General features: G+C 59.8%; 12 protein-coding genes. 7 read left to right on the forward strand and 5 right to left on the reverse strand.

What is annotated here, in order from left to right; translation table 11 throughout:
* Positions 1–4: 4 nt before the first annotated feature.
* The 4 genes from AAIH70_RS15425 to AAIH70_RS15440 all read right to left on the reverse strand — a co-directional run bounded on the left by AAIH70_RS15425 (position 5) and on the right by AAIH70_RS15440 (position 3,804).
* Positions 5–589, reverse strand: coding sequence for a TRAP transporter small permease (locus AAIH70_RS15425; protein ID WP_207908253.1), 585 nt, complete (start codon positions 587–589; stop codon positions 5–7).
* 214 nt (positions 590–803) lie between these two features.
* Complete coding sequence (locus tag AAIH70_RS15430; protein WP_132274246.1) at positions 804–1,778, reverse strand: sialic acid TRAP transporter substrate-binding protein SiaP; 975 nt, start codon at positions 1,776–1,778, stop codon at positions 804–806.
* Between the two features lie 62 nt (positions 1,779–1,840).
* Positions 1,841–2,551, reverse strand: coding sequence for a FadR/GntR family transcriptional regulator (locus AAIH70_RS15435; protein ID WP_132274248.1), 711 nt, complete (start codon positions 2,549–2,551; stop codon positions 1,841–1,843).
* A gap of 188 nt (positions 2,552–2,739) precedes the next feature.
* Entirely contained in the window at positions 2,740–3,804 is a 1,065-nt protein-coding gene (locus AAIH70_RS15440) for an Ldh family oxidoreductase (RefSeq protein WP_245519163.1), read from the reverse strand.
* A gap of 159 nt (positions 3,805–3,963) precedes the next feature.
* Between AAIH70_RS15440 and AAIH70_RS15445 the strand changes: the two genes are divergently transcribed.
* Positions 3,964–5,136, forward strand: a complete 1,173-nt coding sequence (locus AAIH70_RS15445) for an alanine racemase (protein WP_132274254.1) — start codon at positions 3,964–3,966, stop codon at positions 5,134–5,136.
* Positions 5,137–5,147: 11 nt separating this feature from the next.
* Here the strand turns inward: AAIH70_RS15445 and AAIH70_RS15450 are convergent, their stop codons facing one another.
* Positions 5,148–5,777: a GntR family transcriptional regulator gene (locus AAIH70_RS15450; protein WP_132274256.1), complete on the reverse strand. Its 630-nt coding sequence runs from the start codon at positions 5,775–5,777 to the stop codon at positions 5,148–5,150.
* Positions 5,778–5,894: 117 nt separating this feature from the next.
* On the opposite strand from AAIH70_RS15450, the gene AAIH70_RS15455 reads away from it, so the two are divergent.
* The 6 genes from AAIH70_RS15455 to AAIH70_RS15480 all read left to right on the forward strand — a co-directional run bounded on the left by AAIH70_RS15455 (position 5,895) and on the right by AAIH70_RS15480 (position 12,993).
* Positions 5,895–7,322: a M20 family metallopeptidase gene (locus AAIH70_RS15455; protein WP_132274259.1), complete on the forward strand. Its 1,428-nt coding sequence runs from the start codon at positions 5,895–5,897 to the stop codon at positions 7,320–7,322.
* On the forward strand, positions 7,319–8,038 hold the full coding sequence (locus AAIH70_RS15460; protein WP_132274262.1) for an ABC transporter permease: 720 nt from the start codon (positions 7,319–7,321) through the stop codon (positions 8,036–8,038). Before AAIH70_RS15455 ends, AAIH70_RS15460 begins: the two co-directional genes overlap by 4 nt.
* The gene (locus tag AAIH70_RS15465; RefSeq protein ID WP_132274264.1) at positions 8,038–8,760 is read left to right on the forward strand and encodes an ABC transporter permease; all 723 of its coding nucleotides are present in this window, start codon (positions 8,038–8,040) and stop codon (positions 8,758–8,760) included. Before AAIH70_RS15460 ends, AAIH70_RS15465 begins: the two co-directional genes overlap by 1 nt.
* Positions 8,757–9,539, forward strand: coding sequence for an ABC transporter ATP-binding protein (locus tag AAIH70_RS15470; RefSeq protein ID WP_165932027.1), 783 nt, complete (start codon positions 8,757–8,759; stop codon positions 9,537–9,539). The genes AAIH70_RS15465 and AAIH70_RS15470 overlap by 4 nt, the downstream gene beginning before the upstream one ends.
* 37 nt (positions 9,540–9,576) lie before the next feature.
* Complete coding sequence (locus AAIH70_RS15475) at positions 9,577–10,422, forward strand: transporter substrate-binding domain-containing protein (protein WP_132274267.1); 846 nt, start codon at positions 9,577–9,579, stop codon at positions 10,420–10,422.
* Positions 10,423–10,662: 240 nt separating this feature from the next.
* Positions 10,663–12,993, forward strand: coding sequence for a TonB-dependent hemoglobin/transferrin/lactoferrin family receptor (locus AAIH70_RS15480; RefSeq protein WP_132274271.1), 2,331 nt, complete (start codon positions 10,663–10,665; stop codon positions 12,991–12,993).
* Positions 12,994–13,009: the final 16 nt, after the last annotated feature.

Genomic DNA, 13,009 nt, shown 5'->3' on the forward strand with positions numbered 1-13,009 from the left:
GATATCAACCCTCGGCGCTCTGGAATTCTTCGGGGCGTTCCAGCACCGAATAACCGCGACGCATATTGGCGACAAAAACCTGGATGGAGCGCAGCAGCATCAGCACGAAGGCGACGAGCACGCTGTAAAAGACGATGTTGCGGGGAAGCTGGACGGTGACCATTTCCTCACCCTCGACGATCTCCATGTAACGCCACATCAGCCATGAGCCGTAGGCGAAGAAACCGATGCGGATGAGATCGACGGCTGTCGCCATTATGCGGGTGATATGCGCCGGCAGGTAATGGTAAAGCACATCCACCTGGATATGGCGCGACATGCGCACGCACATGACCGAGCCCAGAAACACCACGCCGATCAGGCAGTTGACGGCGATTTCCTCGGTCCATGCATAACTGTTGTTGAGCACATAGCGGGTAAAGAACTGCAGGAAGACGCAGCCCGTCATTGCCCAGAACAGGGCAAGAGTCACCCAGTCCTCGAAGGCATAGATTTTCAGGTTTACGTCGATCGGGGCTTCGTCGAAGGTATGCGCAAGCTCCTCAGGCGTGACCTGAGTGCGAATTTCCGGCTGCGTTGACATATTCATGCATCCCATTTGCTGGTGAGCGGTCGCGGATGATGAAAGCCCCCTCTGGCCTGCCGGCCATCTCCCCCACAAGGGGGGAGAAAACCTGCCGCAACCGCCTTGCCTCAAGGGAGGTTCGGCTGGTCGGCCGGGTTAAGCCCTCCCCCTTGTGGGGAGGGTTGGGAGGGGTCTTTCTTCAGCTAAGCGCGGCCTTCCTCGACCGCGCCAAACGGGATCACTTGATGGCGCGAATGGCTTCCCAATCGGACTTCTGGTAGCCGAACTCTTCGAACGTCACCTTTTCCAGCACGTTCTTCTCGAAATCGGCCTTGTCGACCTCGACAACATTCAGACCACGCTTCTTGAAATCGTCGACAAGCGCCTTTTCACGCTCCTCGATGATTTTCGTGGTGCGCTCGGCGGCCTGCAGCATCACCTCGGTGAAGATCTTCTTGTCTTCATCGGACAGGCTTGCCCAACGGCTCTTGGACACGACCGTGTTGAGGTGGTCGACGATATGGCCGGACAGGACGATATTCTTCTGCACTTCGAAGAATTTCTTCGCCTCGATCGTGGTCAGCGGGTTTTCCTGAGCATCCACCGTGCCGTTCTGCAGCGCCAGATAGACTTCGGCGAAGGCAATCGGCGTGGTGTTGGCACCGCAGGCGCGGGGCATGGCGAGATAGGCCGGCACGTCCGGCACGCGCATCTTCACGCCCTTGAGATCTTCGCATTTCGCGATCGGCTTGTTCGAGGTCGTATGGCGGGTGCCGTAATAGCTGACGGCCGTGATGACGTTGCCGGTCTTGTCCTCATACCCCTTGGCAAGCCGCTTGAAGACATCGCTCTTGGTATAGGCGATCAGATGCGCCGGATCACGGAAGATATAGGGGAAATAGGTGACGCCGATCGGCTTGTAGTCACGCGAGGCAAAGCTCGAGCCGGAAATGATCATGTCGACCGTTCCGAGCTTCAGACCCTGGTTGATATCGGCTTCCTTGCCGAGCTGCGATGCCGGAAAGACGTCGATCTTGTAACGACCTTCGGTGCGCTTGGCGATTTCCCCTGCAGCCCAGACGGATTCCGTGTGGAAGGGTTCGGATGTCTCATAGACATGCGCCCATTTCAGCGCGGTCTGCGCCTGCGCGGTCAGCGACGATGCCATGATGACTGCCGCTGCTCCCAGCAGCGTTTTGAACCTGAATGTCATGCTCTCCTCCCGAGTGATTTCAGATATGTGCGATAAAGATCCGCCGCCTCCTCGCGGTCGGATCAGTCTTCTCTTGGCGGCTCCTCTCCGAAGCTTTCCGAGAATCTCTTCTGCGAGCGTGTCAGATGCTCGCGCATGGCTTGGCGCGCCGCTTCCGGGTCACCGGCAGCGATTGCGTCGCGAATGACGTGATGTTCCTCCAGTGCCTTCTGCCAGGTATGCGGCCCCTCGAAATAGCTGGCGAGCTTTTCGAAATAGGGCGACAGACGGCGGTCGTAGATCAGGCCCGTGAAACGATTGAGGGCCGAGTTGCCGATGATGTCGGCAATGGCGGTATGAAAGGCGCGGTCGATCGCCAGCGCCTGATGCGAATTTTCGAGCGAACCTGCCATCTCGGCCAGAAGCGCGTCCAGCACGGCGATATGTTCAGGCCGCGCCACACGCGCCGCCTCTTCGGCAATCGCGCTTTCGATCAAGCAACGCGCCTGCAGAAGCTCGAACGGTCCATCGCTGTCATCGGCCGGCAGAACGGTATTCTTGCCCGGCTTGCGGTTCACATAAACGCCCGATCCCATGCGGATCTGGATCAGCCCCTCGACCTCGAGCACGATCAAGGCTTCACGCACGGTCGGGCGCGACACACCCAGCCGTTCCGCAAGCTCGCGCTCCGCCGGAAGACGCTCGCCAGCCGGCAGCTCTCCCGTTTCGATAAGCGCACGCAACTGCTCCGCGACCTGCCGGTAAAGGCGGCGCGGCTCCAGAGCCACAAACATTGATGTCCTCCCGGCGCCGACAGTTCCTCCTCCGCGGCGCTGGTGGTCAGATTGTCTGACCAATTTGCAGATGTCAATATTTTATAAAGAAATGGGGCAGTTCCTATAGTGGTCCATATATGCGGCAGGACGGGCCGAAGCATAAGCGGGCCAAACGCGCCGCTTATGCTCGCATGTCGCAATACGAGTTAGCTGAAATGCAGCGTCACGCCGTATGTCTCGCCAAGGGCGGCAAATGCTTCCCGCGTCGCCGGATCGATCCGCACGCCGGCCTTTTCCCGCTCGGCAGCCACAGCCCATTCACGATCACCGGGCGCCATCACATGCTGCCCCTCCCTTGCCGGGGAATTGCGCAACACGTCCAGATACCGTGCCATGCCGGCATCGAATGTCGCCTGATCCCCAAAAGCATCCGGCTTGATGGCGATGACGAAGGCACCGAGCCCGCGCGGCGTCGCCATGTCCGACGAGATCATGCCCGGCAGATCGAAACTGAGCCGCATGCCGGTCACGACCGCGCTGAGGATTTCCGCGAGACCGGCAAGGCCGGCACCCTTGAAACCGAATTCACCGCCGAGCGGTGCCAGCATGTCCACCGCTTCCGCATCCCGCGTGTCGATGCCCGCAGAATCGGATGCCACGGCCTGCGGCAGCTCTGTACCTGTGCTGCGATAAAGAAGCACGCGGTTGAAGGGGACCGCGCTTGTCGCCATGTCGAGCAACCATGGATTCTCTCCCGCGGAGGGAACCGCCACGGCAATCGGATTGGTGCCGTGAAAACGTTGCGCGCCGCCATGCAGGCGAACAAAGCTGTCGGAATTGCAGAAGGTGAAACCGATAAACCCTTGCCGCGCGGCCTCTATCGAATAGGCGCCGGCCGGCCCGAAATGCGAACTGTTGCGAATGCCGACAGCGCCGATACCGAAGTGCGCCGCCAGTGCGATGGCGTGATCCATGGCCGTATAAGTGGCAAGCGCCCCATGCGCATCGCCGGCATCCAGCGTTTCGATGGCACCGAAAGCATTGGCGACCTTCAGGTCCGGGTTCTTGTTGATGCGCCCGCCTTCCAGCGCCCTGACATAATGATCGAGAAGCCGCACGCCGTGACTATCCACGCCGTGGCGCGTGCCATGCATCATCGCTCTTGTGACCGCATCTGCCGTGGCCTCGTTCGCCCCACAGGCGATGAGCACCGAATGGCAAAAGCGCTCAAGCTCGCCCAGGGAAACACTGTTCTGATTATGCTGATCCACGCGTTTGGCTCCTCCCATTCAATCGTGTGCGGAGAGCCTAACGCATCCCTTTGGAAACCGGAATGGTTTGCGCGCAAGACGAGGATGGCGGATCGACCCGATCGCCGCTAATGGTTTCCAATCACGCTTCGATCACACCGATCGCCTTCAAGGTTCGCCATGCCCGCAAATCCCGCCTCCTCGATCAACACCCCTCTCGATCTCACCACACGCTTCGTGGGATTTGCCGAACTGAATGAACCACGCGTGGTCATCGACGAGGCCGTCCTCAACCGCAATATCGAGGACATGGCCGCTCTGATCGGCGGGCGTGCGGCACTGCATCCGCATATCAAGACCCACAAGAGCCTCGAGATCGCCCGGCTGCAAAAACAGAACGGCGCGGCAGGCTTCACCACCGCCCGCCCCTATGAAGCGGCCATGCTGCTGCGCGACGGTCTTTTTCCCGTCACCATCGCCTACCCGCTTCTCAATCCGCTGACGATCGCCAGTCTGCTGCGGGAGGCAACGAGCGCCGAAGACATCCGGTTTGTTGCCGATAGCCACGAGACCGTGGAAGCGCTTGTTGCGGGTTCACAAGAGGCAGGACGAAAGGCGACGGTCTTCATCAAGGTCGATGTGGGCCTGCATCGCTGCGGTGTGGACCCGAATGGCGGCGCGGCTCTGGAGATTGCGGCCGCCATCGACAAAAGCTCCGACCTCGCCTTCGCCGGCCTGCTTTCGCATGCCGGTCATGCCTATGGCGCCGGCAATGCCGTTGCCATCACCGCGATTGCCGAAAGCGAACGCGCCATCATGTCCGCGCTACGCAAGCAGTTAGAGGCGGCCGGCCTTGATGTGCCGCGCGTTTCCGTGGGCAGCACGCCGACCATTGTCAGCAATGCCGGCTTCGACGGCATCGATGAAGTACGGCCCGGCAATTATGTCTTTTACGACCTTACCGCAGTGAGGCTTGGGCTGGTGGACCGCAACAATCTGGCGCTCGGCGTCGCCGCGCAGATTATCGCCGTCAACGATCATTACGCCATTGCCAATGTCGGCTCGAAAACCCTGTCTTCCGATCTGGGTGCACATGGCACGTCGGCGACAAAATCCTTCGGCGAAGCCTGGATGATCGGTCAGGATGAGCCGATGTCGGTGGCAAAACTTTCCGAAGAACACGCGTTTCTGGAATGGAGCGGCAAACGCCCCGCAGTCGGAACGCCTGTGCTCATACTCCCCAACCATTCATGCCCGGTCGCCAATCTCAGCGGCGGCATGCTGGTTCTCGGCGGCGAAAACGCACCTTCACGAGCGCTGCATGTAGAAGCTTTTGTCGGCAATTTCCGGTAGGAGTTACGGCGCTATTTCTGTCGGATGTGCTGCTCGACCAGCCGTTTCAACACGGCCTCATCCTTCGCCTGCAAAGCATCGACCATCTGGTGATGCTCAAGCGCTGACTGATCCACCCGCGCCCTCGTATGCCACTGCGAGACAGGCGCGGATGAGGTGCGCTGGCGCAATTCCGCAATGACGCCGTTCAGCTCCTCATTGCCGGAAAGATCGACGAACAGCCGGTGGAAGGCAAGATTGCCCTCATAGACCTCGAGCAGCGTGCCCGAAAGCGTCAACTCCTGAAAGCGAACCGCCAAAGCGCGCAGGTTTTCGACATCCGCATCACTCGACCGGGCGATCACTCTCGGCACGATACCGGTTTCCAGCATGATGCGGATTTCGGCAATATCCTCGGCCTGCCTGCCATCGGTGCGATAGACATGATAACCGCGATTGGGAACATGCTCGACCACGCGTTTTAATGCCAGCCGGTCCAGTGCGCGGCGGATTTCATTGCGGCCGCGACCATAACGGGTTTCGAGATCGATCTGCTTCAGCCAGACACCGGGAGCATAATGGCCAGCCTGGATGTCCTGCAGGATCAATTGGGTCGCGTCCTGCCCATCTTCCGCCTCGGTCACCGTGAGAGAGCCTGTCATCACCTACCTTTGAAACCCCGCATTTCTGCTTAAGAAACAATCAAAAATACATGTTGCGCAAATGTTATTCCGTCAATAGGATTGGTACCAATTTTGTTAATAAAAGAAATACCGCGCATGAAAAACTCCGATGCCGTATGGGAACTGGTCGATGAAAAGACCGCCGATTACGCTCGTTTGAGCGATCAGGTCTGGGACACGCCGGAAGTCAACTACGAGGAATTTTCGTCGTCCGACGCGCACGCGGCACAGCTCGCGGCCGAAGGTTTCCGCATCACCCGCAATGTCGCAGGCATGCCGACGGCGCTCATGGGCGAAGCGGGTGAAGGCGGCCCGGTAATCGCTATTCTCGGTGAATATGATGCCTTGCCCGGCCTCAGCCAGCAGGCCGGCCTTGCCGAAGAAAGCCCGCTTGTCGCCGGTGGCCACGGCCATGGCTGCGGCCACAACCTGCTCGGTTCCGGCTCGCTTCTGGCCGCCGCCGCCGTGAAGGATTATCTCGCCGCCAACAACATTCCCGGACGCGTGCGTTACTACGGTTGCCCGGCGGAAGAAGGCGGATCGTCGAAGGGGTTCATGGTCCGGGCCGGCGTGTTCGATGATGTCGATATCGCCATCTGCTGGCATCCGGCCGCTTTTGTCGGCGTCAACAATCCGGTGTCGCTGGCCTGCAACGAGCTGAATTTCCATTTCTCCGGCCGCGCCTCGCATGCCGCCGCCACGCCGCATCTGGGCCGCAGCGCCCTTGATGCCGTCGAACTGATGAATGTCGGCGTCAACTATCTGCGCGAACACATGCCGTCGAGCGCACGCGTGCATTACGCCGTCACCGATACCGGCGGCCACGCGCCGAACGTGGTGCAAGCGCGCGCCACAGTGCGCTACCTTGTGCGTGCCCGCGATCTTCCCGACCTTCTCGAACTGGTGGACCGCGTCAAGGACGTGGCCGACGGAGCTGCCAAGATGACCGGCACGACGGTAAGAAGCGAGATTATCAGCGGCGATGCCAATCTGGTCGGCAACACGCCGCTGGAAACCCTGATGCACAGCCATATCGAGCGTATCGGCCTGCCGGATTTCGACGACGCGGATCGCGCCAAGGCCGCCGAATTCCAGAAGACGTTCACGCCGGCCGACATCAAGGCTTCGTTCCAGCGCTTTGGCCTCAAGCCGCGTCCCGGCGTATCGCTCTGCGACGTGATCTTTCCGCCGGAAAGCGGTGACACATCGATCGTTGGCTCCACCGATGTCGGCACCGTCAGCTGGGTGGTTCCGACCGTGCAGGTGCGCGGCGCGACCTATGCGATCGGCACGCCCGGCCATTCCTGGCAGCTGGTCGCCCAGGGCAAATTGCCGGCAGCCCACAAGGGCATGGCGCATGCCGCCAAGGTCATGGCTTCCACTGCCGCCGACCTGTTTGCGCATCCGGAAAAAATCGCCGAGGCCAAGGCTGATTTTGCATACCGGCTGGAAGGCACGCCCTTCGTCAACCCGATCCCGGATGACGTCGATCCACCGCTGCCGCCCGCTCAGGACGCTGCATGACACAGCCCTCGCTTTTCGATCTGTTGGGCAGTGGCCCGGATGGCTGGGGCCCTGCCCTTGCCGCCGGCGCGCTGATGACGATCCTGATCGCGCTGGCGGGTTATGCCATCGGCATGGTGTTCGGGGCATTGGGCGCCTGGGCCAAAATCGCCGGCGGACCTGTCGCGCGCGGCGTTGCCGGCACCTATACGACAGTGCTGCGCGGCATTCCCGATCTTCTTGTCATCTATCTCTTCTATTTCGGTGGCAGCACGGTCATTTCGGCAATCGGCCACCTGTTCGGTGCAAGCGGCTTCATCAGCTTCCCCGGCTTTCTGGCCGGCGCACTTGCGGTTGGCGTCACCTCCGGCGCACAGCAGACGGAAGTGTTTCGCGGCGCCTACAAGGCGGTCCATAGCGGCGAACTGGAAGCGGCGATTGCCTGCGGCATGTCGCCCTTTCTGCGTTTTCGCCGCATCATTGCGCCGCTGACGCTGCGCCACGCGCTGCCTGGCATGGGCAATGTCTGGCAGGTGGTACTGAAGGAATCCGCGCTGGTATCGATCACCGGCGTGGTTGAACTGCTGCGCCAGTCGCAGATCGGCGCCGGCTCCACCGGCCGGCCTTTCGACTTCTATTTCATCGCCGCCATCATTTATCTCGCCATCTCGACCCTGTCGGGCGCGCTGCTGCAATTCGGCGAAAAGCGGTTCACCCGCGGCGTTCGGAGGGGCTGATGGATTTTGCTTTTCTCTACGAGACGTTCGTCACGCTGGTCTCGGCCATTCCGACGACGTTGCAACTGGCCGCGACATCCGTGGCGCTCGGCACCGTTCTCGCGCTTGGTCTGGCTCTATGCCGTCTCTCCGGCATTGCGCCGCTCGACTGGTTCGCCCGCGCATACATTTTCATTTTCCGCGGCACGCCGCTGCTGGTGCAGATCTTTCTGATCTATTACGGCCTCAGCCAGTTCCGCGAAGTGCGCCGCAGCATGTTCTGGTTCATCCTGCGCGATCCCTATTGGTGCGCGGTGATCGCACTGATGTTGTGCACGGCAGCCTACTCCGCCGAAATCATCCGTGGCGGGCTGTTGTCAGTCCCGCACGGTCAGGTGGAAGCCGGCCGCGCTTCCGGCATGTCGCGTTTTATGGTGTTTCGCCGCATCGTCATGCCGCTTGCCATACGCCAGTCATTGCCGGCCTATTCCAATGAAATCATCTCGATGGTGAAAGCGACCTCGCTCGCCTCGATCATTACCATCATGGAAATAACCGGCGTGGCCGCCAAGCTGATTTCCGAAACCTACAGGGCGATTGAGGTCTTCATCGTTGCCGGCGCGATCTATCTCGCCATCAATTTTCTGCTGATCCGCATCGTCGCCTTGATCGAATATCGCCTCAGCCCGCATCTGCGGCAGGCGCCTGTCCTGCCGCCCGTTGCCGCAGGAGAAACGAGATGACCGTCATGTCCAACATCACCACCACGCCGGCGATCGAAGTGCGTGGCCTGCGCAAGAGCTTTGGCCCGACAGAAGTGCTGAAAGGCATCGATCTCACCGCCCATGAAGGCGAAGTGATCTCGATCCTCGGCTCTTCCGGCTCCGGCAAATCGACCATGCTGCGTTGCATCAACATGCTGGAAACGCCTGATGCCGGCGACATCAGCGTCGCTGGCGAAAAGATCGCTCTGAAGCATGACGCGAAAGGCCGTGGCCAGATCGTCGATCGCCGCCAGGTGCAGCGCATCCGCTCGGAACTCGGCATGGTTTTCCAGAGCTTTAATCTCTGGTCGCACAAGACGGTGATCGAAAACATCGTCGAAGCACCGATCCATGTGCAGAAGCGCCCGAAGGCGGAAGCCATTGCCGAAGCCGAGGCGCTGCTTGAAAAGGTCGGCATTGCCGACAAGCGCAACCATTACCCCGCCCATCTTTCCGGCGGCCAGCAGCAGCGTGCGGCGATTGCCCGCGCGCTCGCCATGCGCCCGAAAGTGATCCTGTTCGATGAACCGACCTCGGCGCTCGACCCTGAACTGGTGGGTGAAGTTCTGCGCGTCATGCGCTCGCTGGCCGACGAAGGCCGCACAATGCTTGTCGTCACCCACGAAATGGGTTTTGCCCGCGACGTTTCCAGCCGGGTGATCTTCCTGCATCAGGGCGCGATAGAGGAACAGGGCAGCCCGCAGGAGATGTTCACCAATGCGCAATCGGAACGTTTTCGCAAGTTCATCAGCGGTTGAAGACTGAAAGATACCCAACAAGGAGACGGGGAACAAAATGACATTTCTGAAAACACTGGCTGCCGGCACGTTCGCAGCCCTCACACTTGCAACCGGCGCTCTCGCGCAGGAAAAGACGGAAATCACCATCGCCACCGAAGGTGCTTTCCCGCCCTATAACCTGACCAAGCCGGACGGCACGCTCGATGGTTACGACGTCGAGTTGGCGCATGATCTGTGCGCCCGCATGATGCTGAAGTGCACGATCGTTGCCCAGGCATTCGACGGCATGATCCCTGCCCTTAACGCCGGCAAGTTCGACGCCATCATGGCCGGCATGTCGGCTACCGACAAGCGCAAGGAAGTCATCGACTTCTCGATCTCCTACGGCAGCACCGGCCAGGCGTTTGCGACGCTGAAGGACAGCGACCTGTCGAAAATGCCGCTGAAGGATGCGCTGTTTTCGCTGACCACCAACGAAGCCGGCGCCCGCAAGGCCGTCGAAGAGCTGAAGCCGCTCCTGAAGGGCAAGGTCATCGGCGTGCAGAGCGCCTCGATCGGCGCCCGCTTCATCGACGAATACCTGTCGGACACGGTCGAGAAGCGCGAATACAAGACCACCGAACAGCACGATCTCGACCTTCTGTCGGGCCGCGTTGACGTGATCATGGCGTCGATGGGTTATCTCATCAAGGCCGTCGAAAAGCCGACCAACAGCGAGATGGAAATCGTCGGCCCGCGTTTCCAGGGCGGCTTCCTCGGCGCCGGCAGCTCGGTCGGCCTGCGCAAGAGCGACACCGCGCTGAAGGCCAAGTTCGACGAAGCGCTGACCGCTGCCATCAAGGACGGCACCGTCAAGAAGCTCTCGGAAAAGTGGTTCGGCTTCGACCTGACCCCGCAATAAGCTTTTTAAAAAGCGAACAGCAAAAAGCCGCGGCACCGATGTGTGTCGCGGCTTTTTCGTTTTGGAGGTGAAAACACGCATCTGCGTGATTGTTGATAAATGGCAGAATAGTGACACTTATCATGCAATCAATAAACATGAGTATTTTAGTCAGATTCAAACTTGACTCATTGACGAATGTTTTCCTAGCTAGGGACGAACGTTTCCAGCGGGGAAATCACTTCGATTTTGGGGCAAACAATGCAGTCGAAACTCTTCAGATCGCGCCTTCTCATTTGCAGCACGGCCATGGTGTCGGTGATGTGCGCAACAGTTACAGCGCTGGCTCAGGACACCACACAACAGGCTGAGACCCAGCTTGGACCGATCGTCGTTCAGGGCCAAGGCGGCGGCATTGCGGACGCCCCGGCGTCGCCCCTCACCCAGCGCACCGATCGGGTGGTCATCCAGCAGCGCATGGTCACCGATTTCAAGGATTTTGCTCGGCGTGTGGATGCCGGTGTCAACTTCAACAGCCAGACGAACAGCATCAACCTGCGCGGCCTGCAGAACGATCGCGTCCTCACGACGCTGGACGGCATCCGCGTTCCGTGGCTCGTCGATCCGCGCTCTTCTGCACAAGGCGGCGTAAACTCGTTCGATTTCGATAGCCTGTCCGCTGTGGACATTACCAAGGGAACGGATTCCAGCCGTTATGGCTCGGGCGCGCTCGGCGGCGTTGTCGAACTGAAGACGCTCAACCCGGAAGACCTGATCGACGGCAAGAAGAACTGGGGTGCCGTGGTCAAGAGCACCTATGACAGCGGCGACGAAAGCTGGGGCAACAATGCCGCCGTTGCCGGCCGCTTCAACGATACCTGGCTTCTGGTACAGGGCGGCTACAAGAAGGGTAACGAGACCGGCAATGAAGGCACGATCGGTGGATATGGCAGCACCAGAACGGAACAGAACCCCGGTGACTTCGACCAGCGCAACATTCTTGTAAAGCTGCACCAGTATCTCGATGGCGGCCATCGTTTCGGCCTGACCGGTGAAATCTTCAATCGCGACGAAGATTACAGCAACATGCGCGGCACGACATCGTCATATCAGCCGGGTTCGCTGCAATCGGGCGAAGAGGTAGATCGCAAGCGCCTTTCGGCATCTTACGATTTCATCTCGCCCGACAACAGCGATTGGCTCGATCAGGCCAATATCGTTGGCTACTGGCAGAAGCAGACGATGAACAACACGACCGACGGTTTTCGTCTTCAGGATGGCCGTGCCGCCCTGCCTGCAATCCCTGCTATCCCACGCATTGGTTACGCCGGCACGGCCAGCGGTTCAGCGCTCTATTATGGCCTGCCCACCGGTGTCTATCAGCGTGATAACCAGCTTGAGCAAACGAGCTACGGTCTGAGCGGCAACGCATCCAAGGCAGTGGATCTCGGCGGCCTGTCCAACACGTTCCGCTTCGGTGGCGAAATCTATTGGCAGGACACGCACCAGTATTCCGCAGGCGTCGACAATTGCCCAGATGTCGACTGGTCCACGGTTCCGCAATATATCGTGCCCGGCGGCACCAGCCTCGGCCCGCAAAGCTGCCGCATGCTGCACTCGAATTCGTCAGATATGCCCGACGTCGATAGCGTCACATTCGGCATGTATGTCGAAGACGACATCAAGTTCCTCGATGATCGTCTGACCATCACCCCTGGCCTGCGTTTCGACTATTACGAGCACTCGCCGAAGAACACGGCCGCCTACCAGAGCAGCCCTCTGTTCGACACCGATTATCTGGAAGGCACCAGCGATTCCCGCTTCTCGCCCAAGCTGCGCGCAGCCTTCAAGGCAACGAACGAGCTGGAACTTTTTGCGCAGTGGTCACAGGGTTTTCGTGCACCCAGCGTCACCGAGCTTTACCAGACCTATGGCGCACCGGGCTCCTACGCCCGCATCGGCAACCCCGACCTGAAAACCGAGACCAGCAACGGCTTTGAAATCGGCGCCAACTACAAGGCGACCGACTACAGCATCTCGGCCACCGTCTTTAACAATTACTACCGTAACTTCATCGATCAGGTAACCCTTGCACCGCCCGGCGGAGATTTCCCGGTCGGAGGCATTCTGGGATACGACAATCTCAACCGCGTCCGCATCTACGGTATCGAACTTGCCGGCGAATGGCAGTTTGCCAATAATTGGCGGACATGGGGTTCGTTCGCCTGGTCGCACGGCAAGGATACGGACACCAATCAGTACCTGAATTCCGTTGCCCCGCTTCGCGCCATCACCGGTCTTGGTTACTCTACCGACACCTGGGGAACCGACGTGTCGTTGACCATGGCGTCGGCGCGCAACAAGACCAGCGGCACCGGCTTCAAGGCACCGGGTTACGGTCTGGTGGACACGACCTTCTGGTGGCAGCCGGAACAGATCGAGGGCCTGAAAATTCAGGCCGGTATCTTCAACATCTTCGACAAGAAGTACTACAACGCCATCGACGTTCCTGACGGCACGGCGCTGGCTTCCAGGGACTTCTTCAGCGAAACAGGCCGTTCATTCCGCGTTTCCGTTACCAAGAAGTTCTAAATCGCTACAGATACCG

Origin of the sequence: Neorhizobium sp. BT27B (assembly GCF_050455485.1) — a bacterium.
Taxonomy (GTDB): Bacteria; Pseudomonadota; Alphaproteobacteria; order Rhizobiales; family Rhizobiaceae; genus Neorhizobium.

Excerpts from the sequence above, each read along its gene's own strand:
- AAIH70_RS15425 (WP_207908253.1), bottom strand. The coding sequence starts at position 589 with ATGAATATGTCAACGCAGCCGGAAATTCGCACTCAGGTCACGCCTGAG.
- AAIH70_RS15430 (WP_132274246.1), bottom strand. The coding sequence starts at position 1,778 with ATGACATTCAGGTTCAAAACGCTGCTGGGAGCAGCGGCAGTCATCATG.
- AAIH70_RS15435 (WP_132274248.1), bottom strand. The coding sequence starts at position 2,551 with ATGTTTGTGGCTCTGGAGCCGCGCCGCCTTTACCGGCAGGTCGCGGAG.
- AAIH70_RS15445 (WP_132274254.1), top strand. The coding sequence starts at position 3,964 with ATGCCCGCAAATCCCGCCTCCTCGATCAACACCCCTCTCGATCTCACC.
- AAIH70_RS15450 (WP_132274256.1), bottom strand. The coding sequence starts at position 5,777 with ATGACAGGCTCTCTCACGGTGACCGAGGCGGAAGATGGGCAGGACGCG.
- AAIH70_RS15455 (WP_132274259.1), top strand. The coding sequence starts at position 5,895 with ATGAAAAACTCCGATGCCGTATGGGAACTGGTCGATGAAAAGACCGCC.
- AAIH70_RS15460 (WP_132274262.1), top strand. The coding sequence starts at position 7,319 with ATGACACAGCCCTCGCTTTTCGATCTGTTGGGCAGTGGCCCGGATGGC.
- AAIH70_RS15465 (WP_132274264.1), top strand. The coding sequence starts at position 8,038 with ATGGATTTTGCTTTTCTCTACGAGACGTTCGTCACGCTGGTCTCGGCC.
- AAIH70_RS15470 (WP_165932027.1), top strand. The coding sequence starts at position 8,757 with ATGACCGTCATGTCCAACATCACCACCACGCCGGCGATCGAAGTGCGT.
- AAIH70_RS15475 (WP_132274267.1), top strand. The coding sequence starts at position 9,577 with ATGACATTTCTGAAAACACTGGCTGCCGGCACGTTCGCAGCCCTCACA.
- AAIH70_RS15480 (WP_132274271.1), top strand. The coding sequence starts at position 10,663 with ATGCAGTCGAAACTCTTCAGATCGCGCCTTCTCATTTGCAGCACGGCC.